Annotated in this window: 23 protein-coding genes; 14 read left to right on the top strand and 9 right to left on the bottom strand. The window is 45.8% G+C overall.

All coding sequences use genetic code 11. The features are described 5' to 3' along the window. The first annotated feature begins 54 nt into the window (after positions 1 to 54). The 9 genes from lpxD (at position 55) to BW716_RS17035 (ending at position 9,426) form a co-directional block, all read left to right on the top strand. A complete protein-coding gene (lpxD, locus tag BW716_RS17075; protein WP_083724128.1) occupies positions 55 to 1,104 on the top strand; it encodes a UDP-3-O-(3-hydroxymyristoyl)glucosamine N-acyltransferase in 1,050 nt (349 codons plus the stop codon). 81 nt (positions 1,105 to 1,185) lie between these two features. Next, positions 1,186 to 2,601, top strand: a complete 1,416-nt coding sequence (locus BW716_RS17070; protein WP_235643757.1) for a bifunctional UDP-3-O-[3-hydroxymyristoyl] N-acetylglucosamine deacetylase/3-hydroxyacyl-ACP dehydratase — start codon at positions 1,186 to 1,188, stop codon at positions 2,599 to 2,601. A gap of 9 nt (positions 2,602 to 2,610) precedes the next feature. Then, positions 2,611 to 3,405, top strand: a complete 795-nt coding sequence (gene lpxA, locus BW716_RS17065; RefSeq protein ID WP_083724126.1) for an acyl-ACP--UDP-N-acetylglucosamine O-acyltransferase — start codon at positions 2,611 to 2,613, stop codon at positions 3,403 to 3,405. A gap of 72 nt (positions 3,406 to 3,477) precedes the next feature. Next, a complete protein-coding gene (locus BW716_RS17060; protein ID WP_083724124.1) occupies positions 3,478 to 4,095 on the top strand; it encodes an ATP-binding cassette domain-containing protein in 618 nt (205 codons plus the stop codon). 52 nt (positions 4,096 to 4,147) lie between these two features. Continuing rightward, a complete protein-coding gene (locus BW716_RS17055) occupies positions 4,148 to 5,437 on the top strand; it encodes an MFS transporter (RefSeq protein ID WP_083724218.1) in 1,290 nt (429 codons plus the stop codon). A gap of 12 nt (positions 5,438 to 5,449) precedes the next feature. Further along, positions 5,450 to 6,289: an MBL fold metallo-hydrolase gene (locus BW716_RS17050; RefSeq protein ID WP_083724122.1), complete on the top strand. Its 840-nt coding sequence runs from the start codon at positions 5,450 to 5,452 to the stop codon at positions 6,287 to 6,289. Positions 6,290 to 6,346: 57 nt separating this feature from the next. After that, entirely contained in the window at positions 6,347 to 6,727 is a 381-nt protein-coding gene (locus tag BW716_RS17045; protein WP_083724120.1) for a co-chaperone GroES family protein, read from the top strand. Between the two features lie 81 nt (positions 6,728 to 6,808). Then, a complete protein-coding gene (locus BW716_RS17040) occupies positions 6,809 to 8,362 on the top strand; it encodes a helicase HerA-like domain-containing protein (RefSeq protein ID WP_083724118.1) in 1,554 nt (517 codons plus the stop codon). A 14-nt stretch (positions 8,363 to 8,376) separates the two neighbouring features. After that, positions 8,377 to 9,426 (top strand): Gfo/Idh/MocA family oxidoreductase, encoded by a 1,050-nt coding sequence (locus tag BW716_RS17035; RefSeq protein ID WP_083724116.1) that lies wholly within the window; start codon positions 8,377 to 8,379, stop codon positions 9,424 to 9,426. 71 nt (positions 9,427 to 9,497) lie between these two features. Here the strand turns inward: BW716_RS17035 and BW716_RS17030 are convergent, their stop codons facing one another. Together BW716_RS17030 and BW716_RS17025 are read right to left on the bottom strand one after the other, a co-directional pair. After that, positions 9,498 to 11,396 (bottom strand): ATP-dependent DNA helicase RecQ, encoded by a 1,899-nt coding sequence (locus BW716_RS17030; protein WP_083724114.1) that lies wholly within the window; start codon positions 11,394 to 11,396, stop codon positions 9,498 to 9,500. Positions 11,397 to 11,409: 13 nt separating this feature from the next. After that, complete coding sequence (locus tag BW716_RS17025) at positions 11,410 to 13,518, bottom strand: cation-translocating P-type ATPase (protein WP_083724112.1); 2,109 nt, start codon at positions 13,516 to 13,518, stop codon at positions 11,410 to 11,412. Positions 13,519 to 13,696: 178 nt separating this feature from the next. Between BW716_RS17025 and tsaE the strand changes: the two genes are divergently transcribed. Together tsaE and BW716_RS17015 are read left to right on the top strand one after the other, a co-directional pair. Then, positions 13,697 to 14,122 (top strand): tRNA (adenosine(37)-N6)-threonylcarbamoyltransferase complex ATPase subunit type 1 TsaE, encoded by a 426-nt coding sequence (gene tsaE / locus BW716_RS17020; RefSeq protein ID WP_083724110.1) that lies wholly within the window; start codon positions 13,697 to 13,699, stop codon positions 14,120 to 14,122. A gap of 72 nt (positions 14,123 to 14,194) precedes the next feature. Further along, the gene (locus BW716_RS17015; protein ID WP_083724108.1) at positions 14,195 to 15,412 is read left to right on the top strand and encodes an alanine dehydrogenase; all 1,218 of its coding nucleotides are present in this window, start codon (positions 14,195 to 14,197) and stop codon (positions 15,410 to 15,412) included. Positions 15,413 to 15,445: 33 nt separating this feature from the next. Here the strand turns inward: BW716_RS17015 and BW716_RS17010 are convergent, their stop codons facing one another. From BW716_RS17010 to BW716_RS16995, 4 genes are all read right to left on the bottom strand, one after another. Next, the gene (locus BW716_RS17010) at positions 15,446 to 15,718 is read right to left on the bottom strand and encodes a hypothetical protein (RefSeq protein WP_143708884.1); all 273 of its coding nucleotides are present in this window, start codon (positions 15,716 to 15,718) and stop codon (positions 15,446 to 15,448) included. Positions 15,719 to 15,745: 27 nt separating this feature from the next. After that, on the bottom strand, positions 15,746 to 16,549 hold the full coding sequence (locus BW716_RS17005; RefSeq protein WP_083724104.1) for an undecaprenyl-diphosphate phosphatase: 804 nt from the start codon (positions 16,547 to 16,549) through the stop codon (positions 15,746 to 15,748). An 80-nt stretch (positions 16,550 to 16,629) separates the two neighbouring features. Continuing rightward, positions 16,630 to 16,893, bottom strand: a complete 264-nt coding sequence (locus BW716_RS17000; RefSeq protein WP_083724102.1) for a DUF3098 domain-containing protein — start codon at positions 16,891 to 16,893, stop codon at positions 16,630 to 16,632. Between the two features lie 20 nt (positions 16,894 to 16,913). Then, positions 16,914 to 17,789: an ABC transporter permease gene (locus tag BW716_RS16995; protein ID WP_083724101.1), complete on the bottom strand. Its 876-nt coding sequence runs from the start codon at positions 17,787 to 17,789 to the stop codon at positions 16,914 to 16,916. A gap of 121 nt (positions 17,790 to 17,910) precedes the next feature. On the opposite strand from BW716_RS16995, the gene BW716_RS16990 reads away from it, so the two are divergent. Both BW716_RS16990 and BW716_RS16985 read left to right on the top strand, forming a co-directional pair. Next, the gene (locus tag BW716_RS16990; RefSeq protein WP_083724099.1) at positions 17,911 to 20,820 is read left to right on the top strand and encodes a leucine--tRNA ligase; all 2,910 of its coding nucleotides are present in this window, start codon (positions 17,911 to 17,913) and stop codon (positions 20,818 to 20,820) included. An 18-nt stretch (positions 20,821 to 20,838) separates the two neighbouring features. After that, on the top strand, positions 20,839 to 21,528 hold the full coding sequence (locus BW716_RS16985) for a peptidoglycan DD-metalloendopeptidase family protein (RefSeq protein WP_235643756.1): 690 nt from the start codon (positions 20,839 to 20,841) through the stop codon (positions 21,526 to 21,528). Here the strand turns inward: BW716_RS16985 and BW716_RS16980 are convergent. Beyond that, positions 21,517 to 22,809, bottom strand: a complete 1,293-nt coding sequence (locus BW716_RS16980; protein WP_083724097.1) for a M28 family metallopeptidase — start codon at positions 22,807 to 22,809, stop codon at positions 21,517 to 21,519. The genes BW716_RS16985 and BW716_RS16980 overlap by 12 nt on opposite strands. 80 nt (positions 22,810 to 22,889) lie before the next feature. Between BW716_RS16980 and ruvB the strand changes: the two genes are divergently transcribed. Continuing rightward, positions 22,890 to 23,918: a Holliday junction branch migration DNA helicase RuvB gene (gene ruvB, locus BW716_RS16975; RefSeq protein WP_083724095.1), complete on the top strand. Its 1,029-nt coding sequence runs from the start codon at positions 22,890 to 22,892 to the stop codon at positions 23,916 to 23,918. Positions 23,919 to 24,070: 152 nt separating this feature from the next. On the opposite strand, the gene BW716_RS16970 is transcribed toward ruvB, so the two are convergent. Further along, the gene (locus BW716_RS16970) at positions 24,071 to 24,982 is read right to left on the bottom strand and encodes a bestrophin family protein (RefSeq protein ID WP_083724093.1); all 912 of its coding nucleotides are present in this window, start codon (positions 24,980 to 24,982) and stop codon (positions 24,071 to 24,073) included. Positions 24,983 to 25,062: 80 nt separating this feature from the next. Next, a complete protein-coding gene (locus BW716_RS16965; protein WP_083724091.1) occupies positions 25,063 to 25,542 on the bottom strand; it encodes a hypothetical protein in 480 nt (159 codons plus the stop codon). Between the last annotated feature and the right edge of the window lie 105 nt (positions 25,543 to 25,647).

Raw genomic sequence — 25,647 nt, 5'->3', positions numbered from 1 at the left:
GTCAATTAAATCATAAAACTGGTACCGCCTGGATAACTATATTAATTATTAACTATGCAGTTTAGCGCATTACAATTGGCTACCATGTTGGATGGTAAGCTGGAAGGCAACCCGGACGTAAAAGTGAATAACATCGCCAAAATCGAAGAGGCTGGTGAAGGGATGCTCAGTTTCATTGCCAATCCCAAATACGAAGAATTCATCTACACGACCAATGCTTCCATACTCATTGTGAACGAAAGTCTGGTGACAGAGCGTCCTGTAAAGTCTACCCTGATCAGGGTAAAAGATGCTTACAGCGCATTCGCCCAACTACTGGAGCAATACAAACAGCTGGTAGGCAACAAAACTGGTATTCAACAACCATCTTTTGTACCTGCTTCTGTAAAAACAGGCACCAATGTATTCATTGGCGCATTTGCCTACCTGGGTGAAAATGTCGTACTGGGCAATAATGTGAAGATCTATCCGGGTGTATATCTGGGTGATAATGTAGTTGTGAGCGACGACACAGTGGTATTCCCAGGTGTGAAAGTTTACGAGAACTGCGTGGTAGGCAAACGGGTGATCCTGCATGCGAACTGCGTAATCGGTGGCGACGGCTTCGGCTTTGCCCCCCAGCCTGATGGTAAATACAAGAAAGTTCCTCAGATCGGCAACGTAGTGATCCACGACGATGTGGAAATCGGTGCAAATACGACTATCGACAGAGCGACAATGGGCTCCACCATCATCCGCCAGGGTGTAAAACTGGATAACCTGATCCAGATCGCGCACAACGTAGATATAGATACGAATACCGTAATCGCGGCACAGACCGGCATCTCCGGCAGTACCAAAATCGGAAAGAACTGCGTGATCGGCGGCCAGGTAGGTCTGGTAGGCCATATTCAGCTGGCAGACGGCACTAAGATCAATGCGCAGAGCGGTCTTTCCAAATCCATCACCGAGTCAAATACGGCGCTGATGGGCTCTCCTGCTTTTGACTACAAAAGTTCACTGAAAAGTCAGGCAATTTTTAGAAATTTGCCGGACCTTGAAAAACGTGTAAAAGAGCTGGAGGATATGGTAAAACAGTTACTTTCTGTAAGAGAAGGTGTTTAATATACCTGTAGTTTACTACGCCACAATCATTTGCGGGATCGCATACCTTTACGAGACAACAGAAAAATTAGTTAATAAAATATGATGGAGAATCAACAGTCGCCCAATCAACACACGATAAAAACCCCTGTCACTATATCGGGTGTAGGTTTGCACACAGGTGCCAGCGTAAATATGACCCTCAAACCTGGTATTCCTGGATCGGGTATTAAGTTCAGACGTATTGATCTGCCCAACCAACCTGTAGTAAAAGCGGATGTGGATTATGTAGTAGATACAGCCAGAAGTACCACACTGGAACACAATGGTGCAAGAGTAAATACCATCGAACATATCATGGCTGCACTGGTAGGTACAGGTGTTGACAACGTAGAAATAGATATTGATGGTCCTGAAGTGCCTATCATTGACGGTAGCGCTATGCCTTTCATCGAACTGATCGAACAGACAGGTGTAGCTGAACAGGATGCTAAGAAGGTATACTATACCATCGATACCAATATTACCTACTACGACGATAAGAAGAATGTGGAAATGGTAGCGCTGCCTGCTGTAGACTACCGCGTCACCTGTATGATCGACTTCAACTCGCCGGTACTGGGTACCCAGCACGCGAACCTGAACAGCCTGGCTGACTTCAGATCAGAAATCGCACCGTGCCGTACCTTCGTATTCCTGCATGAGCTGGAGTACCTGATCAACAATAACCTGATCAAAGGTGGTGATATCAACAACGCAATCGTGATCGTTGATAAACCTGTAAGCGAAGAAGAACTGGCGCGCCTGGCAACCGTTTTCCAACGCAAGAATATCAGTGTGGAACAACGCGAAGGTATCCTGAACAATATTAAGCTGCGTTTCCCTAACGAACCTGCACGTCACAAACTGCTGGACATCATGGGCGACCTGGCACTGGTAGGTTATCCGCTCAAGGCCCATATCATCGCCAACCGTCCAGGACATGCTTCCAACGTGGAGTTTGCCCGTCGCTTAAAACAATACATCAAGAAGAACAAGCATATTAAAGATGTGCCTGTATATGATCCTAATAAACCGGCTATATTTGACCTTCCACGTATAGAGCGGACCCTGCCACATCGTTTCCCAATGCTGCTGGTAGACAAGATCATTGATCTCACAGATACGCAGGTAGTCGGTATCAAGAATGTAACCTTCAACGAACCCTTCTTCCAGGGTCACTTCCCGAACAATCCGGTTATGCCGGGTGTATTACAGGTAGAGGCATTGGCACAATGTGGAGGTATCCTCGCACTGAACACAGTTCCTGATCCTGAAAATTACGATACATACTTTATCAAGATCGACAACTGTAAGTTCAAGCAAAAGGTATTCCCAGGTGACACGATGATCCTGAAGATGGAGCTGCTGAGCCCTATCAGAAGAGGTATCGTGGAAATGCGGGGAACTGTATTTGTAGGTAACAAGATCGTTACAGAGGGCGACCTGACTGCTCAAATCATTAAAACAAGAGGCTAAAAAATAGCAATGATCCATCCGCTTACTTACATCCACCCTGACGCGAAGGTGGCACCAAACGTTAAAATCGATCCATTCACTGTCATCCACAAGAATGTGGAGATTGGTGACGGTACCTGGATCGGGTCGAATGTCACTATCATGGAAGGGGCAAGGATTGGAAAGAACTGCCGTATCTTCCCTGGTTCAGTCATATCCGCTATACCACAGGACCTCAAATTTGACGGAGAAGACACCACCACCATTATTGGAGATAACACCACTATCCGCGAGTATGTAACCATTAACAGGGGTACTAAAGACAAATGGAAAACCGTAATCGGGTCCAACTGTCTGATCATGGCCTACAGCCATATCGCCCACGACTGTGAAGTAGGTAACTACTGCGTATTTTCTAACGACACGACCCTGGCTGGTCACATCACCGTGGGCGACCACGTAGTGCTGGCTGGTATGGTGGCTGTACAACAGTTCTGTAAAATTGGTGCACATGCTTTCGTAACCGGTGGTTCACTGGTAAGAAAAGATGTACCCCCTTACGTAAAAGCTGCACGTGAGCCATTGTCTTATGTAGGCGTGAACTCTATCGGTTTAAAAAGAAGAGGCTTCTCTCTGGAAAAGATCAATCATATCCTGGATATTTACCGCGTGATCTTCGTGAAAGGCTACAAGCTGTCAAAAGCAGTGAGCATCATCGAAGCTGAATATCCTGCTACAGATGAAAGGGATGAAATCCTTGCATTTATCCGTGAGTCCGGACGTGGTATCATGAAAGGATATACGTCTCTCTCCAGTGACGAATGAAAATAAAATCTTTACAGGCAATACCATGTGTAAAACATGTGGTATTGCCTTTTCTATAAATAATGAGGACGAATGAAAATAACGCTGGACCAGACGGGTAAACGCTTTAACTACGATTGGATCTTCCGTCGGGTCAACGCTACCTTTGAAGCCGGACAACGTTATGCCATACTTGGACCAAACGGTTCAGGTAAGTCTACATTATTGCAGGTGATCAGCGGACATTTGTTGCACAACGAAGGCACTGTCACCTACCACGATGCGAACACCCCCATACCCGCCGATCGGTTTTTTGAATCCTGTGCTATCGCAGCCCCCTATCTCGAACTGATCGAAGAATTTACCCTCGCAGAGAGCATCAGTTTTCATCTGCAATTTAAGCAGTTCATACCTGGTATTACCCCGCAAAAAGCTGCGGAAACAGTCGGTCTGCAATCATCTATGCGTAAGCAGGTGAAGCACTTTTCTTCTGGTATGAAGCAAAGGCTGAAACTGGCGCTGGCCATCTTTTCCGATGTGCCTGTATTACTGCTGGACGAACCATGTACCAACCTGGATGCAGCAGGTGTAAAGCTGTACCAGGAGCTGATTACAACATATGCAAGCAATCGTATGATCATTGTCAGCTCCAACGATGAGCAGGAGTATTTTATGTGTGAACAGCGTATGAGTATCTTGGACTACAAATGACGTGGGGATTTGTGCTTTAATCGTATATTGAACCCCATAATACGAGATGCATATGCAAAAGACTGCCAGTAAGAAAGTAATTAACGGGTGGGCCATGTATGACTGGGCTAACTCTGTTTACAATCTGGTAATTACTACTACCTTTTTCCCTATTTACTTTACAAGCGCTACAAAAGCGGCCTTCCATAGCGACCGCATTCCTTTCTTCGGAAAATATTTTATTAATTCTGCCCTGTATGACTACGCGATGGCAGCAGCGTTTCTGATTGCTGCGATTGCCTCTCCGATCCTTTCTTCTATTGCAGATACAAGAGGTAACAAAAAACGTTACCTGATGATGTTCACCTGGCTGGGTGGTATCAGCTGTAGTGCGTTGTACCTGTTCAATGGCGGCAATGTCGAATATGGGATCATCTTCTTTGTCCTCGCTACCCTCGGCTACTGCGGAGGCCTGGTGTTTTACAACTCTTACTTACCAGAGATAGCAGCAGAGGAAGACCGTGACCGGGTAAGTGCCAAAGGCTTTGCCATGGGGTACATCGGTAGCGTACTGTTACAGCTGGTTGGTTTTGCACTGGTGGCACTGCTGCCATTTGGTATCACAGAAGGTCAGGCAGTGCTTATTACCTTCCTGCTGGTAGGTGTCTGGTGGATCGGCTTTGCCCAGATCACCTTTGTACGACTGCCCGCATCCAAAGGAACAATTACTGAACATAAAGCAGGTGTGTTCACAGAAAGCTTCTCTGAGCTACGCAAAGTGTATGCCCAGGTGAAGACCATGCCGGTACTGAAACGCTTTCTGAGAGGCTTTTTCTTCTACAGCATGGGTGTGCAGACAGTCATGATGGCAGCAACCCTCTTTGGTGCACAGGAATTACACCTGCCTTCTACCACCCTCATCAGTGTAGTGGTAGTGATCCAGTTAGTAGCGATTGCCGGAGCTTCGGGCATGGCATGGCTCTCGGGTAAGTATGGCAACCTGCCTGTATTGATTGGTGTCATATTCGTATGGATAGGCATCTGCTTTGCAGGTTACCGGATGCAGACAGCCACCGACTTTTATATACTGGCCACAGCTGTAGGTCTGGTCATGGGAGGTGTTCAGTCCCTGAGCCGCTCCACTTACGCCAAGCTAATGCCGGAAACGGAGGATACCGCGAGTTTCTTCAGTTACTATGATGTGACTGAAAAGCTTTCTATCGTGATCGGTATGACCACCTTCGGGTATATCCATGAGCTGACAGGGAGTATGCGCAATTCTGTAATTGCACTGGCTGCCTTCTTTTTAATGGGCCTCGCATGGCTGTTCTCCGCCCGGAGAAAGCAAAAGGCACTACAATAAAATTTCAATTGTATGCAACTATATACCGTAGACACAGGCTTTTTTAAACTGGATGGAGGTGCTATGTACGGCGTAGTACCAAAGACTATTTGGAACAAACTAAGCCCATCAGACGAGAACAATTTATGCTCCTGGGCCATGCGCTGCCTGCTCATCGAAGATGGCAAACGCCTGATCCTGGTAGACACAGGTATTGGTGACAAACAGGATGCGAAATGGTTCGGCCATTACCACCTGCATGGCGATGCAACCCTGGATAGCTCCCTGGCTAAACTGGGTTTTCACAAAGATGATATCACCGATGTGTTCATGACCCACCTGCACTTTGACCATTGTGGTGGCTCCATTGTAAGACAGGGCGATAAACTCGTACCTGCTTTCAAAAATGCTACCTTCTGGAGCAATGAAGATCACTGGAACTGGGCAATAAAACCAAACGACAGAGAGAAAGCATCTTTCCTGAAAGAAAACATCCTGCCCATGCAGGAAAGTGGTCAGCTGAAATTTGTGGAAGTAAAGGAAGGCGTGAGCTTTACTGATAATATCAATATCCGGTTTGTAAACGGACATACAGATGCACAGATGCTGCCACAGATCAAATACAAGGATAAAACCATCCTGTATATGGCGGACCTGTTGCCCGGCATCGGACATATTCCGCTGCCATACGTAATGGCATACGATATGTTCCCGCTGACAACCCTTCAGGAGAAGAAAACCTACCTGACTGAAGCCCTGGAGCAGCAATATGTACTGTATTTAGAGCATGATCCGAAGGTAGAATGCCTCGTGCTGCAGCAAACAGAGAAAGGCATCCGCGCAGGCGAAACTTTCCCATTGTCTGCACTATAGTGTATGTCATCTTGGCACAACACGTGCCTGCTGCATACATTTTGTACTATATAGATCATGGCAACACACCTGACAATAGATAATAAATTGAAAAAGCTGATTGTTGTAGGCGACAGGGTTCTGGTACAACCACTTACCCCCAATGAACGTACAGAAAGCGGGCTATTTTTGCCTCCCGGTATGCAGGAAAAGGAAAAGGTACAATCTGGATATGTGATCAAAACAGGTCCCGGATATGCCATTCCATTACCTTCTGAGGATGATGATGCCTGGAAGGGAGAAGATGAGAAAGTGAAGTATATTCCTTTACAGGCAAAGGAAGGCGATCTGGCTATCTTCCTGCTCAATGGCTCCACAGAAGTGTCGTACCAGGGAGAAAAGTACTTTATCGTACCGCAGAGTGCGATACTGATGCTGGAAAGAGAAGAAGATCTCTAATGCTTTTTTTCATAAAAATTTCAAAAAGGGCTGTAAGTGATTACAGCCCTTTTTTTATCTTCAGAGAAATTTTAATACCCCATGGCCGATAAAGAAGCATTTCTTTCGCATATTCAAACTGGATATACCTTCAAAGGCGAAAGATTTAAACTGGGCTGCGCCATGCTGAATGGCGATGTTGTAAGTGGAGCAGATGTGTACCTGCCACTGAAAACGATGAACAGGCATGGATTGATAGCCGGCGCCACAGGTACAGGTAAAACCAAAACCCTGCAGGTGATTGCAGAAGGGCTGAGCGATGCCAGCGTACCCGTACTGCTCATGGATATTAAAGGTGACCTGAGTGGCGTAGCCGCTGCCGGCACCAACAGTGACAGGATCAAAGAGCGATATGAGAAAATCGGCGGCAGCTGGTCTCCTTCCGGCTACCCGGTAGAACTGCTGTCACTCAGTAATGAAAAAGGCGCACGCCTGAGAGCAACGGTGAGTGAATTTGGACCGATATTACTGTCCAGAATATTAGAACTGAACGATACACAGGAAGGCCTGGTGGCCATGATATTTAAATATTGTGATGATAGTCAACTGCCCCTGCTGGACCTGAAAGATTTCAAGAAAGTATTGCAGTATGTGAGCGATGAAGGCAAGGCTGAACTGGAAAAAGATTATGGTAAGATCTCTACCACTTCAGCAGGTACTGTGCTCAGAAAAGTAATTGCGCTGGAACAACAGGGTGCCGATAAGTTCTTCGGCGAAGCCTCTTTTGAAGTAGATGACCTGCTGCGCATCAGCGATGATGGCAGAGGAGTGATTTCCATCGTAAGAGTAGCAGATATCCAGGATAAACCAAAGCTGTTTTCCACATTCATGCTTAGCCTGCTGGCAGAGCTGTATGCTACATTACCTGAAGAAGGTGATATGGATAAACCCAAACTGGTGCTATTTATAGACGAAGCGCACCTGGTATTCCAGGAAGCCAGTTCTGCACTGTTGCAGCAGATCGAAACGATCATTAAACTGATCCGTTCCAAAGGCGTGGGCATCTTTTTCTGTACACAAAATCCAATGGATGTACCACCTTCAATACTGGGACAGCTGGGTATGAAAGTACAGCATGCACTGCGTGCATTTACTGCCAATGACCGTAAGACCATTAAGCAGACGGCAGAGAACTACCCACTGTCTGATTTCTATAAAACTGATGAACTACTCACACAGATTGGTATTGGTGAAGCATTGTTCACCTGTCTGAATGAAAAAGGTATACCTACGCCACTGGCTGCGACCATGCTGGTTACACCACGCTCCCGCATGGACATACTCTCTGCGGCAGAGATGGATGCACTGGTAAACAGCAGCAAAATTGCGAAGAAGTATAATCAGGAAATCGATAATGAAAGTGCTTATGAGATCCTGACAGCAAAGCTGCAGGAAGCAGCGGAAAAAAGTGCCCCTGCAGCGAAAACTGCCGGAGGCAAAAAACAACCCGAAGAGAAGAGTATATTAGACACTGTACTAAGCAGTCCTATCGCCAAACAAGTGGGCCGAACAGCAACTACGATGATCACAAGGAGCCTGCTGGGCGCATTGGGATTAGGCGGTAAGAGCAGCAAAAAAAGTAGTAGCTGGTTTTAATTAAAATCTAGGATATGGAGAAAATTATCAAAGCAGGGATTTGTTCCTATGGTATGTCAGGACATATCTTTCACGCACCTTTCATTCACACACATCCGGGGTTTACCTTCTATGCTGTTGTGGAGAGAAGTAAGAACCTCGCAAGACAGCGTTATCCTGATGTGAAAGTATATACCAGTGTAGCGGATATGATTCAGGATCCTGAACTGGATCTGATCGTAATCAATACACCTAACTATACACATTATGAATACACCAAAGCTGCGCTGGAAGCGGGGAAGAATGTAATAGTTGAAAAACCTTTTACAGTGCATGCTGCAGAAGGGAAAGAGCTGGCAGAACTGGCGGCTTCAAAAGGGTTGCTGTTGAGCGTGTATCATAACAGACGCTTTGATAGTGATTTTAAGATTGTAAAACAGGTGCTGAACAGTGGCGATCTGGGTGATTTGCTGGAAGCAGAGATTCATTATGACCGCTATCGTGAGGAACTGAGTTATAAGAAACATAAGGAAGAGAAACTGCCAGGTACAGGCGGATTGTATGACCTGGGTTCACACCTGGTAGATCAGGCACTGATACTGTTTGGAATGCCGGATGCAATATGGGCGGATATCAGGACGATCAGGAAGGAGTCACTGGTGGATGATTACTTTGAGCTGGTGTATTTTTATGAGCATCTAAGAGTGAGGTTAAAATGCTCTTATCTCACCAGAGAGCCGATTCCTTCTTATCAGTTTCATGGGCGGAAAGGTTCTTTTATAAAAACGAAAGCAGATACGCAGGAGACGATGTTGCAGCAGGGATTGATGCCGGGAGCGCCTGGATGGGGTGTGGAAGGGATTCATGAGTGGGGGTTGCTGCATACAGAAAGAGATGGAAAGGTGGTGAGGGAATACCTGCCATCTCCAAAGGGAGACTACCTCGAATACTATGAGGGTATTTATAATGCACTGATCGGTAAAGGGCCGAATCCTGTACCTGCGGAAGATGCGGTGAATGTGATCAGGATTATTGAGGCGGCTTTTGAGAGTAGTGATGCGAAGAAAGTTATATCGCTTAAATAACAAAAAATCGCTTTTACCTTCGGTAAAAGCGATTTTTTTACTGGGGCCTGCGGCTGGCTATGAATGCAGCCTTATTCTTTAACGCGTAAGCGTCCTTCTTCATCTCTTATAATAATTTCCTCACTGATCATAAATTGCGTTACCTCCATCAATTCTGCTTCATCCACCTCTTTTAGCTTATTCTGAATCACTTCCCATTCAAGAGGAACCCCACTCAGCTCTGCCAATAACAACCCCGATATCGCCTTAAAATCAGCCGGTTTTTTCTTCCGCGCTATACATACATCACAGATACCACAAGGCTGTGCATCGTGTTCTCCAAAATACTGTACTAATAACTGTGTCCGACACTGCTTTTTATTCCGGACATACTCCAACATCGCATCCAGCCTATCCTTGTAAGCCTTCATTCTCGCCTTTACCCGTTCTGTATCTATCCTTAAATGTTGCGTAGATACCCGCTGCTCTACAAAGGATAACTGTGGTACTGTCTTACGTTGTTTATACCGGATTATCCCGCGCTGATGCAGCTGTTGTAAGCCCAGTATCACCTCCGGTTCTTTGATACGCAGAATCCGCAGGAGCTGCCTTTCATACACCGGAACGGGGTTATCAAAAATCCCTTCATAAGTGCGTAATAAAGTTTGCACCAGAGCAGACAACGCCGGTTGTGCAGCATCAAATGCAAACAACGTTTGCCTGTTAACAATAAATTCCACCATTGAAGGCATAAACACACTCTCACTCAGCTGCAAAATACCTTCCTGCTCCAATATGCGCAGAGCACTATATGCCACTGTTATATTCAGTTCGAATTTCTGTACGAAGTCATTGATATCAAAATCAAAATACACGCCTTCTCCTCCACCTACCGGCACCTGCAAATAATTCACCAGTGCCTGATACACACCTCTCACCTGATCCTGACCGGGAAACTGCAAAGCAATCATCTCCGTCATTCTATCCAGCTCTGAAGAATGGTACAACAATACAGCAAAGGCCTTCTGCTCATCTCTCCCACCTCTGCCAGCTTCCTGATAATAGCCCTCCAGGCTCTCAGGCGCATCTGCATGTATCACCACTCTTACATCCGGCTTATCGATCCCCATCCCAAATGCGTTGGTACACACCATCACCCTGATCCTGCCCTCTATCCACAATTCCTGGCGGGCAGTGCGTTCCTCTCCTGTTAGTCCGGCATGATAATAACTGGCAGAAATCCCGTTCTGTTCCAGCATATCCGCCAGCTCACGGGTGCCTTTCCGGTTACGGCAATAAATGATGGCACTACCGGGTACACGTTGTAAGATGTGTAATAACTTAGGTTGCTTATCGCCTTCTTCAATGACGCTGTAGGAAAGATTGCTACGTACAAAACTCTTGCTAAAAATAGCCGGCTTTTGCATGCGCAGCTTTTCGCAGATGTCCTGCTGGACCTTTGGGGTAGCCGATGCGGTGAGTGCTAATACCGGTACTCCCGGAAACTGTGTTCTGATCTCTGCGATCTCCAGATAGGCAGGTCTGAAATCATACCCCCATTGAGAAATACAGTGTGCTTCATCTATTGCCAGCAACGTAACCGGCAATCCATCGCAGTATTCTAAAAACCGACGACTCTGTAATCGCTCAGGCGATACATAGAGAAACTTATATGAACCGCGACGTGCCTCTTCCAGCAACTTCTCCACATCCTGATAATACATACCCGCATAGATAGCTGCAGCAGGAATATGCCGGCTACGCAAATTTGCCACCTGATCCTTCATCAATGCAATCAGGGGTGTGACTACCAGGCAAAGCCCTTCTTTCATGAGTGCCGGTACCTGGAAGCAGATGGATTTTCCTCCTCCGGTAGGCATCAGCGCAAGTGTATCCTGCCCATTGCAAACAGACTGAATAATGTCTTCCTGCAAAGGACGGAATTGGTCATAGCCCCAGTATTTTTTCAGTATTTCTGTTGGAGTAGTCACACTGTAAATGTAACTATATTACTCTCTTGTACCGCAGGCGCACAGAATTCGCGGCCAGTACGATATCTGAAAGCGCCATCACACCTGCACCGGATATAGGGCTCAATACCCCAAAGGCGGCAAATGGAATGGCAATCACATTGTACAGGAATGCCCAGAAAAGGTTCTGTTGTATAGTGAGGAAAGTGTGTTTACCCAGGCCCAATGCAAGTGGCAGGGAAGACAATTTGCTATTTAATAAGATCACATTGGCACTCTGCATAGCGATATGCGTGGCATCACTGAGGGAGATACCAATCGTTGCCCTGGCCAGTGCCGGTGCATCGTTGATACCATCACCCACCATGGCTACCGGTGCGGTTTGCATAAGACGATCTATTTGCTGTAATTTCTGTTCTGGTGTCTGGCTGGAATATACTTCCTGGATGCCTGTCAACGCAGCCAGTTCACGACATTTACGTTCAGTATCTCCACTCAGCAGCACGGGTGTAATACCTCTGCTTTGCAACATGGCCACCATTTCTGCTGCATCAGGTCTTACTTCATCGATCAGGTCTATCCAGCCTGTCAGCTGACCATTCTTCAGCAGGTAGAGGTTATGGCTATCATCAGCAGTCGTATGTTTCGCCATTTCAAAGGAACCCAGCTGCCATTCATTGCCTGCGGAGTCTTTTGCCTGCATACCACGACCTTTTATTTCACGGATCTGTGTCAGCTTCACTTCTCCTTCCTTCTTCCAGATACTCACAAGTGAACGGGCAATGGGGTGAGAAGAGAATTTCTCCAGGCTATACACTGTCTGGGCAAACTCCTTTTCGGTCATCCCTTCGTAGTGATAATTGCCCAGTTGCAGTTTGCCGGTAGTGAGGGTACCGGTTTTATCCAGCACCACGTATTTTATATCCTTAAAGGCTTCCAGGGTTTGGGCACCTTTGATGAGAATACCATTTTTTGCCGCTCTGCCCAATCCCACCATAACAGCTGCCGGCGTAGCTAGTCCCATAGCACATGGACAGGCGATGACCAGTACAGCGATACTCCGCATAATTGCGGCGCCGATGGTGATATGACCAAATATCGCCCAACCTAAAAAGGTCAGTACCGCAATGCCTAATACCAATGGTACGAAGATGGCACTGATCTTATCAGCCAGCTTCTGCATGGGCGGTTTATTGCCCTGGGCCTGTTTTACGAGGTCGATGATGTATGAGAGAACGGTATCTTTTCCGGTAGCGGTGATGAACATTTTGATACTACCTTCTTCCAGGATAGTGCCGCCAATACCTTTATCTTTTTCGCCTTTACGTACAGGGGTGCTTTCACCAGTGATCATAGATTCATTGATGAGGCCACTCCCCCAATAGATAGTGCCATCCATGGGGATCATATCGCCCGTATTCACCAATACTTTATCACCAGTGCGCAGGGCCTGGTTGTCTACTACATGAATATGTTCATGATCACCGTGTTCTTCAATACGACTGGCTGTTGTAACCTGCATCTTTGCAAGGGCAGTAATTGCAGTAGTGGTTTGCTTTACAGAACGCTCTTCCAGCAGGTTGCCCAGGAATACCAGGGTGATGATAGCGGCAGCCGTTTCGTAAAACATATAGTCAGGGCCCAGGTGCAGGATTGTACCAGTAAGGCTATAACCATAAGCAGCGATGGCGCCCAAAGCAATCAGCACATCCATATTCGCCATCCCGTTTACAAGAGAGCGGATCGCACTCCGGCCAAAATGCCACATCCCCGTCAGGAAAACGGGTGTAGCGAGGCAAAGCTGCACAACAGGATCATGGAGCCATGCCCAGTGTACCCACATATGTAATAACAAAGGAGCTGTAAAGATGGCGCAGAAAACAAACTTAAATGTCAGTGTACGCAGAAAAGCCGCCTTGGGTTGAGGTTGGTTAGGTAATACCACCTGGTAACCCAGCTGATCGATACCGGAGAGAATATCTTTTGGATTTGTATCAATTCCTTCCGGCAGGGTAAAACTCAATTCCTCTGTGGCAAAACTCACATTCACATCCTGCATACCTTTGTGCTGAAGGTATTTAGATACCGTCAAGGCACAACTGGTACAGTTCATTCCTTTAACTTTACAACTGATCGTTTCCATTAGTGACTGATTAACGTTACAAAGGTATCCACCCCCGATTCATGTGAATAAAATATTAATGCAACGGAGTGGCAAGCCAATATGAAAGTAACAGAAAATCAATTGTTTCTGTAAAGTCTTTTATTAATGCAACACGGTATCAACCAATAGATTACGGTTATTTAATTACATTTACGAGATGGAATGGACCTTTACTATTGAGGAGCTGCCTAAGATAGCCCAAAGTTTCTGGGCACAATATGGGGCGCAACAGATTTTTACCCTTGAGGGAGCTATGGGTGCCGGCAAAACTACTTTTGTAAAGGCACTGTGTGCGGCAAAAGGCGTGGAGGATACGACTGCCAGTCCGACCTTCTCCATTATTAACCAGTACAACTACCGTACAAATGGTGGTGTAACACGTAATATCTATCACCTGGATCTGTATCGGTTACGTGATGAAGAAGAGGCCATAGGCGCAGGTGTAGAGGATACCCTCTACCAGGAGGGCGCAATATGTTTTGTAGAATGGCCGGATATCATCCAGGACTTATTACCTGCAGACACCATTCGATTGCAATTGACAGTATTACCTGATCAGCGGAGACAGCTGCGGGTTTCCTGATACATTGCTTTGTACAAATAATGTATCTTTGATTACAAGGAAAAATTCACCCGGATCAATTTTGACAACTATATGGAGCAAAGGCAAAAACCTGTTGTGAGTGCTGGCTTTACATATTCACCACTGGAAGAAACGTTGGATATTCCACAGAAAAATTCCCGTTTATTCATAGGTATTCCAAAAGAAACGTCCTTCCAGGAAAACCGCATTGCGCTAACACCCGATGCGGTAAGTATACTGGCCAGCAATGGTCATCATATCGTGGTAGAACATAAGGCAGGCGATGGCTCTCATTTTTATGACACAGATTTTTCAGAAGCCGGCGCCGAAATATTGTACGATAAGAAAGAAGTATACAAAGCGGAGATCATTGTAAAATCAGCCCCACTCAACGATGAGGAAATAGAGCTGCTGCATCCTCACCAGATCGTGATCTCTCCCATCCACCTGGCTGCCCTGAAAATAGAGCAGGTCCAGAAGATGATGGAGAAACGGATTACCCTGCTCTCGTTCGAGAATCTCAAAGACGATGCAGGCACCTACCCTATTGTAAGAGCTATGAGTGAGATAGCTGGTGGCGCCGTCATGCTGCTGGCCAGTCAGTACCTGAGCAACAGCAATAAAGGGAAAGGTATTCTGTTGGGCGGCGTAACAGGTATACCTCCTACCAAAGTAGTGATCATCGGCGCAGGCATTGTAGGCGAATTTGCAGCGCGTACTGCCATGGCCCTGGGTTCTTCTGTAAAAGTATTCGACAATAACATCTACAAACTGAAACGCCTGCAAAACAACATCGGCGTTCGTGTATTTACCTCCGTTATTCAGCCCAAAGTACTGGCAGAGCAGCTGCGGAATGCTGATGTAGCAGTCGGCGCTTTGTCTTCACAGTCAGGCCGTACACCTATTGTAGTCTCCGAATCAATGGTGAGCAACATGAAAGCAGGATCTGTGATTGTAGATGTAAGTATAGATAGAGGCGGTTGTTTTGAAACATCAGAGATCACCAGTCATGAAAACCCTATATTCAAGAAGTACGATGTAATACACTATTGCGTACCTAATATTCCATCAGGATTTGCACGCACAGCATCTGAAGCTATCAGTAATGTACTGATGCCATTATTGCTCGAAGCGGCGGATGATGGTGGTTTTGAGAATTTGGTGTGGATCAAGAGAGGCGTGCGGAATGGGATCTATCTCTATAAAGGGGCATTGACCAACTATCACCTGAGTGAAAAGTTCAAACTAAAATATACTGACCTCGAGCTGCTACTGGCAGTGAAGGGATAAGAAAAAGCTTCTGCCCTGGCAGAAGCTTTTTTATTATAATCTTACTCCGGCTATTATCTGTAATGAATTGACCGGCATAGAGACCATTGCCGTTGGCATCCATCCTGTCGTAGTAGCACCGCGAACTTCCAGCTGGAAGCGGCTTACCTTCACACCAACTCCGCCAACAAGAGATTGTTCCAGTTTGCGAAATCCTCTCAGGGAATCTTGTTGAGGAATAGCTACTGTCCCGGGAACATAATTTTGCTGTCCATACGTGGTCATAGCAAACAGGCACCCCATCAGGGGTAATATAATCTTCTTCATGCTGGGTATACGGATTATTTACTTTTCTTAGCCTACAGTCAGGTTGTATCCCATCGCCATAGCTGCCAGGATAGCACCTCCTACAAGTATGCGGTATACACCCCATACGCGGAAACCGTATCTTTTCAATACGCCGATAAAGAACTTGATGGCAATCAATGCCACAATAAATGCAATGACAAAACCAATAATTAGCAACTGGAAATTGCCGGTATTGCTTGCCAGGGCATCTTTGCTTTTATACAGGTCGTAGCAGGTAGCTGCAAACATGGTTGGTACGGCCAGGAAAAACGAGAATTCAGCAGCAGCATTGCGGGTCAGCTTTTGCTGCATACCACCGATGATGGATGCCGCACTGCGGCTCACACCAGGAATCAACGCCAGGCACTGGAAAAAGCCAATGCGGATAGCCCTGAAATTGTCCACTTGTTCATCCTTGTCAATGGTTGGATTCTTAAACCAGTTGTCCACAAACAATAATACAATCCCCCCCAGGAACAGGCTGGCCGCAACCACCGCAGGAGAACCCATCAGGTCCTTGATCTTGTGATGGAACAGAAAACCCAGGATCAGCGCAGGAATGGTAGCCAGTACCAGTTTGATATAAAAGGGAATGCGGTTCTTATCGAACACAAAGAATTTCTTCCAGTACAAAACTACGACAGCTAATATTGCCCCCAGCTGTATTACAATTTCAAACAATTTAGTAAACTCGTCGTCTCCAATACCCAGCATTGCACTGGCAATGACCATGTGACCGGTAGACGAAATGGGTAAAAACTCGGTTAATCCTTCAACAATAGCAATGATAATGGCATCCAGAATGCTCATGGAAATAGCTGATTTATCCGTTTAAATAAAAAAAAGCGATGAATCAGTATCATCGCCTGTATTATAATAAGTTGCAGGTATTATTGCTTTGGTTTACGCATAATCGCAAAAACCTCTACTGCCAGACCCAGCAGGATCACGATAGGCGCCAGGGTAATACGCTGGAAACTATACACTTCTTCTGGTTTGAATTTGGTAGCATCATCATTGTAACCACCAGTCATCAGCAGAAAGCCGACTACAGTGATCACCAGACCCGCTATCATCAATTTATAGTTATCTTTTGCAAAAACAGGGCGGCTATCAATGACTGCCTTAACTGCTTGTTTGGTTTCTTTAATCATATGATGTAGAAAATTATCAATCAATATAAATCATCCAGTTTCAGTCGCAGGTATTTCATTACCGAACGATGCGTGCTCACCAGCGAGATAAAGATACCTATTACAATCATGCCTATAAAGAGGACAGATGTCATAAAGTAATCCCGCATGGCACTGAGCTCTGGAAGTAACTGGTCTGCAAAATAGAGAATCCCTATCAAACCGGCAATAGCCAATATGGCACTCAGGGCCCCATTGATGATACTACGCAGGTCGAAAGGCTTGGCTATGAACCACCTGGTGGCTCCTACCATCTGCATGGTCTTGATCAGGAAGCGGTTACTGAACATGGCCAGACGTATCGTATTGTCTATCAGTACGATGACTACCAGCGCCAACATAACAGAGATACCGAGGATCACGAACCCGATCTTACGCACATTCTCATTCAGCTTGGATACCAGCCCTCTCTGGTAAGAAATTTCTCTAACTATACTCTGCTGACCCAGATTTGCCTCGATCACTGCCAGGCTGTCCGGATTTACATACCGGGCATTACCTTTTATATTGATACTGGCATACAATGGGTTATACTGCAACAGGGTGATAAAATCCTCTCCAAACTCCTTTTTAAAGCGCTCGGCCGCCATATTTTTGGATACATATTCGATCGACTTAACATAAGGCCTGCCAGCAATGGAATCACGAAGAGCGATCGCCTGCTCTTCTTTCACGTTGTCCCTAAGGATCACCTGAATTTCAATGCTTTCTTTAAAATATTCACTTAGCTTATTAGCATGTATCACTATAAGACCCAAAGTTCCCAGCAGGAACAGGACAAGTGCCACTCCAATAATGGAATACAAATAAGAAGGTTTGGATTTTTTTGAAGATGATTTCCCGGGTTGCTGCGCCATTAAACTACCGTTTATAGGCGAAAATAATAAAAATTAACAGTTATGTTTACTTTTGTCATCCTTTAACGTTATTTTAAGTCAACTAGGACGTAGCGTTACGTCCGGTTAATTCAACAATTATATGGAATATAATTTCAGGGCTATTGAGAAAAAGTGGCAGGACGCCTGGGGCAGCTCGAATGCCTACAGGGTTAGCATCAATAGCCAAAAGCCCAAGTGCTATGTACTTGATATGTTTCCTTATCCATCAGGAGCGGGCCTCCATGTAGGTCATCCGCTGGGATATATTTCGTCTGATATCTATGCTCGTTATAAAAGACTAAAAGGCTTTAATGTACTACATCCCATGGGCTGGGACGCCTTTGGTCTGCCAGCAGAACAGTATGCCCTGGAAACAGGTCAGCACCCTGCGGTGACTACTGCCGAAAATATTGCGGCCTTCCGTAAACAACTGGGTAACATCGGATTTTGCTTTGACTGGGAAAGAGAAGTGAATACCAGCAATCCCGATTACTATAAATGGACACAATGGATCTTCCTCCAACTGTTCGACAGCTGGTTTGACCGTAGTGCCCGGAAAGCTAAACGCATTCCTGAACTGACCGCTATCTTTGAAAAAGAAGGTAACAAAGCCCACGAATGCCCTGGCGATCGTACCCTCACCTTCTCTGCCGAAGAGTGGAAAGGCTATGATGAAGCCCGTCAGCGTGAGATCCTCATGCATTACCGCATCGCGTTCCTCGCTTACGCAGAGGTGAACTGGTGTGCCGCACTGGGTACTGTTCTGGCCAATGATGAAGTGGTAAATGGTGTAAGTGAACGTGGTGGTTTCCCTGTAGTAAAGAAGAAAATGCGCCAGTGGTTCCTCCGTATCACTGAGTATGCAAACCGCCTGCTAGAGGGTCTGGAAACTGTGAACTACAGCGAAGCTATGAAGGAAATGCAGCGTAACTGGATCGGCAAGAGCCAGGGCGCTGAAATCACCTTCAGGTTTGATGGTAACGACAATGAAGGATTAAGAGTCTATACCACCCGCCCCGATACCATCTTTGGTGTAGATTTCATGGTAGTAGCTCCTGAGCATGAGCTGGTAGCTAAGATCACAACTTCTGAAAATAAAGCAGCTGTTGATAAATACCTGGATTATGTTCAAAGCCGTTCTGAACGTGAACGTATGGCAGAGGTCAAACAAATCACCGGTTGCTTTACAGGTGCTTATGTACTGAATCCATTCAATGGCAAACGTATCCCGGTATGGATCTCTGAATACGTACTGGCAGGTTATGGTACTGGTGCAATCATGGCAGTACCATGCGGCGACCAGCGTGACTTTGGCTTTGCAAAACACTTTAATATTCCTATTACGAATATCATCGGTGATGCATTTGATGGTGCTGAAGCAAATCCTACCAAAGATGCAGTGCTGCAGAACAGCGACTTCCTGAATGGCGTACCTATGAAGCAGGCAATGGAGCTGGTAGCTGATAAGGTAGAAGCCATGGGTATCGGTAAAAAGCAGACTAACTTCAGAATGCGTGACGCCGGCTTTAGCCGTCAGCGTTACTGGGGTGAGCCATTCCCGATCGTGTACAAAAATGGTATCCCATACGCTGTAGACGAAAGCGAATTGCCTGTTGAATTGCCACATGTAGACACCTACAAACCAGGTGAAGATGGTGAAGGCCCGCTGGCTAACATCACTGACTGGGTAAATATAGATGCAAATACCAAACGTGAAACCAACACCATGCCTGGTTATGCAGGTAGTAGCTGGTACTTCCTGCGCTATGCAGATCCTTCCAACAAGGAAGAGTTTGCAAGCCGTGCAGCGACTGACTACTGGAACCAGGTAGATGTATATATCGGTGGTACAGAACATGCGGTAGGCCACCTGCTGTATTCACGTCTGTGGACTAAAGTACTGTTTGACCTGGGTTATATTGGTTTTGATGAGCCTTACAAGAAGCTGATCAACCAGGGTATGATTCAGGGTTCTTCCAGGTTTGCAAAGCGTTTAAGATTCATCCACAGCGACCACCATGTAGGTGCTGATGAAATTGATCCTATTACACTGCCAGATAACAAACAGGTTTATATCTCTAATAGTTTCGGCGATATCAAAATCAAAGAAATTATAACGCTAATCAGGGCACAGGATGCTTCATTAGCTGAGTTCCTGGATTCTATGCATGTAAACTATGTGATCGAAAGCTATATACACGTGGATGTCAACTTCGTCGATGGTGTGATATTGGATATAGACGCTGCCAGAAAATGGAAAGCAGATTTTGCAAACGCAATCTTCTTAACACAGGATGGTCAGTTCACCTGTAAATCTGAAATAGAGAAAATGAGTAAGAGCAAGTACAATACCGTCAACCCGGATGTACTTGTTGAAAAATACGGCGCCGATACCTTCCGCATGTACGAAATGTTCCTCGGTCCTGTAGAGCAGTCCAAACCATGGGATACCAAAGGTATCGAAGGTGTACACCGCTTCCTCAAAAAACTCTGGCGTCTCTATGCTGATGAGCAAAAAGGCCTGATCGTAAAAGATGGTGAAGCAACGCCTGAAGAACTGAAGATCCTGCACAAGACCATTCAGAAAATCGATAGCGATACTGAAAACTTCTCTTACAATACCGCTGTAAGCCAGTTTATGATCTGTGTCAATGAACTGAGCAGTCTCAAGTGCAACAAACGTAGCGTACTGGAACCAGTACTCATCCTGCTTACACCTTATGCACCGCATATCGCTGAAGAGCTGTGGCACCTGCTGGGTAATACAACCACTATTCTCGACGCTCCATACCCTGTATTCGAAGAGAAGTATGTAAAGGAAGACGCATTCAACTACCCTATCGCAGTGAATGGTAAAACCCGTACAGAACTCAGCTTCCCGCTGGATACAGACAACACTGCCCTCGAACAGACTGTACTGGCCAACGAAGTCGTACAGAAATGGATAGAAGGCAAACCTGTGAAGAAAGTAGTGATTGTAAAAGGAAGAATGATCAATATTGTTGTTTAATAAATATAGGCTGGCGCTATGCCAGCCTTCTTTTTTACTATGTTAACCGGGATCTTACAACGCCATCAACCGTTCCAGCCAGTCGTACTCTTTGATCCCACAAAGGATCACCTGTACCCAATGGACTTTACTGCCGCTAATACAGCGCTGACACCGGACATTCTGGACGATGAACATCGTTTCAGTGACTACGTCACCCAACTATTAGCCAAACACAATGCTGTATTCGGTATAGGAGGATATAACGAACATAGGACCATCTATTCCCGTAGTGCACATTTCGATACAGAAGGCGAACCACGCCGCTTACACTTGGGTGTCGATATCTGGGGACCTGCAGGCACACCTGTATATGCCCCACTCAATGGGCATGTTCATAGTTTTCAATTCAACAACCAATTGGGAGATTATGGGGCTACGATCATCTTAAAACACATGCTGGACGGTGTCACTTTTCATACCCTATACGGGCACATGAGTGTAGCTGATCTGGAAGGATTAAAACCCGATGCACCTGTGGCTGCGGGTCAGATCATCGCCCACTTCGGGCCACTGGCGGAGAATGGCCATTGGCCTCCACACCTCCACTTCCAGCTCATCATCGATATGGAAGGGAAGGCGGGAGACTATCCTGGCGTATGTCGTTATAGTGAAAGAGAAAGATACCTGGCTAATTGCCCTGATCCAAAACTCATCTTAGCGTTTTAATACGCCCTCTTTATCTATTCTGGTAGGCGTATCTGTACCATCTACCATGCTACGCGCACTGATGGCAATTGCCTGTATAGTTGAAGTGATATTCTTAATGTCTAATGAACTGACTTCATCACCTACACTATGATAGAGTTTATCTGAATCAATCTGGTCTGTAGAAATGGTATGCGCCGGTACACCTTGCCTGGCAAGAGTTGCATTGTCTGAACGATAGAACAGTTGCTGGTCCGGATAAGGATCCGGATAAAAATGGAAGGCGGAATTCTGCAGGTTCCTCTCAAGGATCTTTCCAAAATCAGAACGTTCATAACCGGTTATAAATGCACTGTTCTTACCGAACTTGGATTCCTTCCCGATCATCTCAATATTGAACATCGCTACTACCTTTTCAGGATCCTGCTGCTGAGAGAAATATTTAGAACCATATCCACCTATTTCTTCCGCCGTAAATGCAACAAAGATGATGGATCTGGCTGGCGGATGCTGTTTGTAATACTTCGCCAGCATGACCACCGCTGTTACGCCACTGGCATCATCATCTGCTCCATTGGCAATGCTATCCGTACCTACTGGTTCTACAATACCCAGGTGATCGTAGTGGCCGGAGAAGATAACATACTCATCTGGTTTTGTTTTCCCCTTGATCATTCCCACAATATTACTGAGGTATAAAGGAGTAACCTGCTGATTCGCTTTCACCTGCCAGCTTTTGACATCTTCTCCCTGTTTAAGTACTAATACTACCGTAGGCAGGCTATCCTGAAATTTACCGCCTCTTGACTGTACATTCTCATAGAACTTTTTAAAGTCTTCTGTATGCGCAGCATCTACCCATACAATAGTATTCTTTTTTACATCTCTGATTTTTCTCAGCGATTCATAAAACTGTTCGGAAGCCGGCAGCGATACAGATGCGACATCACTCTTTTCGTTCCAGTCAATATTCGTAGTTACACCAATCAGGATCACGCTGCCATCATGCGCTCTTTCCCCGTTCAGGTACAGTTCCTGTGTACCGGGAGTAGTATTGAAGCGATGAAATGCCTGACGGAAACTGGCAGCGCCTGTCAATGGTTGAAGACCGGCTTTACTATATTCTTTTTCAAGAAACTGAGCCGCTTTTTCAATACCGGGCTCAAAGGTTTTACGCCCCTGCATATCATCGGCAGCAAGGGTAGTAATAATACGTTTTACTTCCTGCTCCTTTATGTCCTGTGCGTATGTGGTGAGGGTGGAGACACTGAAAAGGAGGGTTAAAATGCGCGTGTATTTCATATTGAGAGGTTGCTAATTATCAAATATAACCGAAAATTCGAAGCTGCCACAGGCGATTTTTTGGTAACTTTCACCCTGATATGTCGAATCCGATAAGACCAGATGAAGTCCGCCCAAGTGCGGCAGAAAAGGAGTTTGAAAACAGCATCCGGCCCAAAGAAATCGTCGATTTCTCGGGACAGGAGCAGATTATTGAGAACCTCAAGATCTTTATCAAGGCCGCCAAACTGAGAGGCGAAGCGCTGGACCATGTGCTTTTTCACGGCCCTCCCGGATTGGGTAAAACAACGCTGTCACGCATTGTCTCCAACGAAATGGGGGTCAACATCCGTGAAACCTCCGGCCCTGTGATCGAGAAACCCGGTGATCTGGCCGGTCTGCTCACCAACCTCGAGCCAAAGGATGTGCTGTTCATAGATGAAATTCACCGGCTCAGTACCGTGGTGGAAGAATACCTCTATTCTGCCATGGAAGACTACCGCATCGATATCATGATCGATACAGGTCCAAGCGCCCGTGCCATCCAGATCTCATTACATCCGTTTACTCTCATAGGGGCTACTACCCGTTCAGGGTTACTCACTGCTCCCCTGCTCTCCCGCTTTGGTATCAAGTCAAGGCTGGAATACTATAACTCCGCTACCCTGCAAAAGATCATCTGGCGTGCCGCCGGCCTGCTCGAAACAAAGATCACCAGCGAGGCTGCAATGGAAATAGCGCGGAGATCGAGAGGTACCCCTCGTATTGCCAACGGCTTACTGAGAAGGGTAAGAGACTTTGCACAGGTAGTGGGCAATGGTACTATCGATATGGATATTGCTAAATTCAGCCTGAAAGCACTGAACGTAGATGAATATGGGCTGGACGAAATGGATAACCGTATCCTGCAGGTTATTATCGAAAACTTTAAAGGTGGTCCGGTGGGTATAACCACCATCGCTACAGCTGTAGGCGAAGAAGCCGGCACACTGGAAGAAGTGTATGAACCATTCCTCATACAGGAAGGGTTTATCAAGCGTACCCCACGTGGAAGGGAAGTAACAGAGAAAGCATATGTACACCTCGGTAAAACACCCAGAAGTGGTGCCAGCGGTGGCTTACTATTTTAATTAAAATACTAAAGGGCTGACCATTGTATCGCTGGTCAGCCCTTCCTCCTCAAAACGGTGATCAGGGAGTTTGTTTAATCTTTAACCAAACTTTTCTTCTTATAATTTACTCCCCCTTCGTACCAATCAATCTTTACCAATATATATAACTACTACATCACATAATAAGAGTACACGGGCGGTGTTTCCGGTACATGATTGTCATTCAGCATCTGCCGCAGATCCCTTTCAATAGTACGCGCAATAGCCGTCATTGGCGTATCAGTTGGTTTGTTGTCAAACGGATCCTGCAGGTGTATCGCCATCTTCTCAATCAACAGGAAAGACGATGCGATCGCACCTACCAGCGGCACTGCTGCGTAACCAAAAAACTCTATCACTCCAAACGGTAATAACATGATAAAGAAGTTCAATGCAAAATGTATATACAAGCTGTAGGTTGAAGGAAATACAGTATTCTTAATACGCTCACACTTACCCATGCTATCACTGAACTTATTCAATGTAGAATCTATCTGCACCTGCTGATAAGCATTGATCCAGTCACGTTGCAGCGCTATCTGCAAATCCTTTGCATGCAGCTCCAGCAATGCCATCGGCACATTCGCAAAGCGTGCTACATACGCTACTTCTCTCTTAGGGATCAGTCGCTCCAGCCCTTCTGTTGCAGACAATCCTCTCAGTTGCTGACCCAGTGAATAACACCATGCCATCTGTCTGCGTATCATTCTTTCACGCAACCGTTCTGCCTCTTCCGGAAATTCATTACTATGTATAAAAGTGAGTACTTCTCTTGTAAAAGAGCGGGAATCGTTCACGATGGCGCCCCACACTGTACGTGCCTCCCACCAGCGATCATACGCCTGGTTAGACCGGAACGCGAGCAGCAGTGATATTACTGTACCCATAATCATTGGTACACTCAATGGGATGTTGATAGTTTCTTTCAGATTGAACCGGTCATGTAATAACACTATTACAAGAGTATATAATACAACCAACGCGATTTCATATTTTATCTTCCCAAACACATATCTAAAGGGTATATTTTTCTTGAGTAGCATAAGACCTGTAGTTTTAGAGTGATTTACAAATAGCGCTCCCCCCTCCTTAAAGGGAAAGAGCACTACTCAAACAGACACATCTATATTTCAAATAGTTCTGACATTGCCGACACCAGCATCCGCTCTTTCTTCTTCAGCGATACATGGTGTACGGGTAGGTTGCTCTTCCTGATCAGTGCTGCCGGATCATAACTGTTGGGTGATGCCTTGCGGAAATTAAATTCAGCAGGACATACAATCGCATCAATATTGTGGTACAACAAAAAGTTGCGGAACACCCCATTGCTGCGGCCCATCAGAAACTCGGTTTTCAGCGACCGGATGGCTGAGCCATATTTATTCTTTAATATTTCACTGGCCTCCTTATAATCTTCGGTGATCAGATCATAGTGTGATGACCTCCTTGACAACATCATCAGATCCATGATAGAACCCGGCATCTGCAATGCATGCATCATCACAATATTCAAGGGTTCACCAGCCCCAAAGCGATCTACAACATGATGAACTACACGAAGAGACCTGATGGAAAAATCTGTAGGGATCAAAATATGTTTCATGTGCTTTGATTTATAACACAAAACTATTTCCACGAGATTAAGAACCCGTAAGCAGGAGATAAAAGAAGATTAAAAATGTGGTAAGAATCCGGTAAAATGGGGTAA

It is taken from the genome of [Flexibacter] sp. ATCC 35208, assembly GCF_001975825.1.
Taxonomy (GTDB): domain Bacteria; phylum Bacteroidota; class Bacteroidia; order Chitinophagales; family Chitinophagaceae; genus Chitinophaga.
This window is presented reverse-complemented; position numbering and strand designations above follow the sequence as displayed.

Coding starts and splice junctions, on each gene's coding strand:
- lpxD (WP_083724128.1), top strand. CDS start 55: ATGCAGTTTAGCGCATTACAATTGGCTACCATGTTGGATGGTAAGCTG.
- BW716_RS17070 (WP_235643757.1), top strand. CDS start 1,186: ATGATGGAGAATCAACAGTCGCCCAATCAACACACGATAAAAACCCCT.
- lpxA (WP_083724126.1), top strand. CDS start 2,611: ATGATCCATCCGCTTACTTACATCCACCCTGACGCGAAGGTGGCACCA.
- BW716_RS17060 (WP_083724124.1), top strand. CDS start 3,478: ATGAAAATAACGCTGGACCAGACGGGTAAACGCTTTAACTACGATTGG.
- BW716_RS17055 (WP_083724218.1), top strand. CDS start 4,148: ATGCAAAAGACTGCCAGTAAGAAAGTAATTAACGGGTGGGCCATGTAT.
- BW716_RS17050 (WP_083724122.1), top strand. CDS start 5,450: ATGCAACTATATACCGTAGACACAGGCTTTTTTAAACTGGATGGAGGT.
- BW716_RS17045 (WP_083724120.1), top strand. CDS start 6,347: ATGGCAACACACCTGACAATAGATAATAAATTGAAAAAGCTGATTGTT.
- BW716_RS17040 (WP_083724118.1), top strand. CDS start 6,809: ATGGCCGATAAAGAAGCATTTCTTTCGCATATTCAAACTGGATATACC.
- BW716_RS17035 (WP_083724116.1), top strand. CDS start 8,377: ATGGAGAAAATTATCAAAGCAGGGATTTGTTCCTATGGTATGTCAGGA.
- BW716_RS17025 (WP_083724112.1), bottom strand. CDS start 13,518: ATGGAAACGATCAGTTGTAAAGTTAAAGGAATGAACTGTACCAGTTGT.
- tsaE (WP_083724110.1), top strand. CDS start 13,697: ATGGAATGGACCTTTACTATTGAGGAGCTGCCTAAGATAGCCCAAAGT.
- BW716_RS17015 (WP_083724108.1), top strand. CDS start 14,195: ATGGAGCAAAGGCAAAAACCTGTTGTGAGTGCTGGCTTTACATATTCA.
- BW716_RS17010 (WP_143708884.1), bottom strand. CDS start 15,718: ATGAAGAAGATTATATTACCCCTGATGGGGTGCCTGTTTGCTATGACC.
- BW716_RS17005 (WP_083724104.1), bottom strand. CDS start 16,549: ATGAGCATTCTGGATGCCATTATCATTGCTATTGTTGAAGGATTAACC.
- BW716_RS17000 (WP_083724102.1), bottom strand. CDS start 16,893: ATGATTAAAGAAACCAAACAAGCAGTTAAGGCAGTCATTGATAGCCGC.
- BW716_RS16995 (WP_083724101.1), bottom strand. CDS start 17,789: ATGGCGCAGCAACCCGGGAAATCATCTTCAAAAAAATCCAAACCTTCT.
- BW716_RS16990 (WP_083724099.1), top strand. CDS start 17,911: ATGGAATATAATTTCAGGGCTATTGAGAAAAAGTGGCAGGACGCCTGG.
- BW716_RS16985 (WP_235643756.1), top strand. CDS start 20,839: ATGCCAGCCTTCTTTTTTACTATGTTAACCGGGATCTTACAACGCCAT.
- BW716_RS16980 (WP_083724097.1), bottom strand. CDS start 22,809: ATGAAATACACGCGCATTTTAACCCTCCTTTTCAGTGTCTCCACCCTC.
- ruvB (WP_083724095.1), top strand. CDS start 22,890: ATGTCGAATCCGATAAGACCAGATGAAGTCCGCCCAAGTGCGGCAGAA.
- BW716_RS16970 (WP_083724093.1), bottom strand. CDS start 24,982: ATGCTACTCAAGAAAAATATACCCTTTAGATATGTGTTTGGGAAGATA.
- BW716_RS16965 (WP_083724091.1), bottom strand. CDS start 25,542: ATGAAACATATTTTGATCCCTACAGATTTTTCCATCAGGTCTCTTCGT.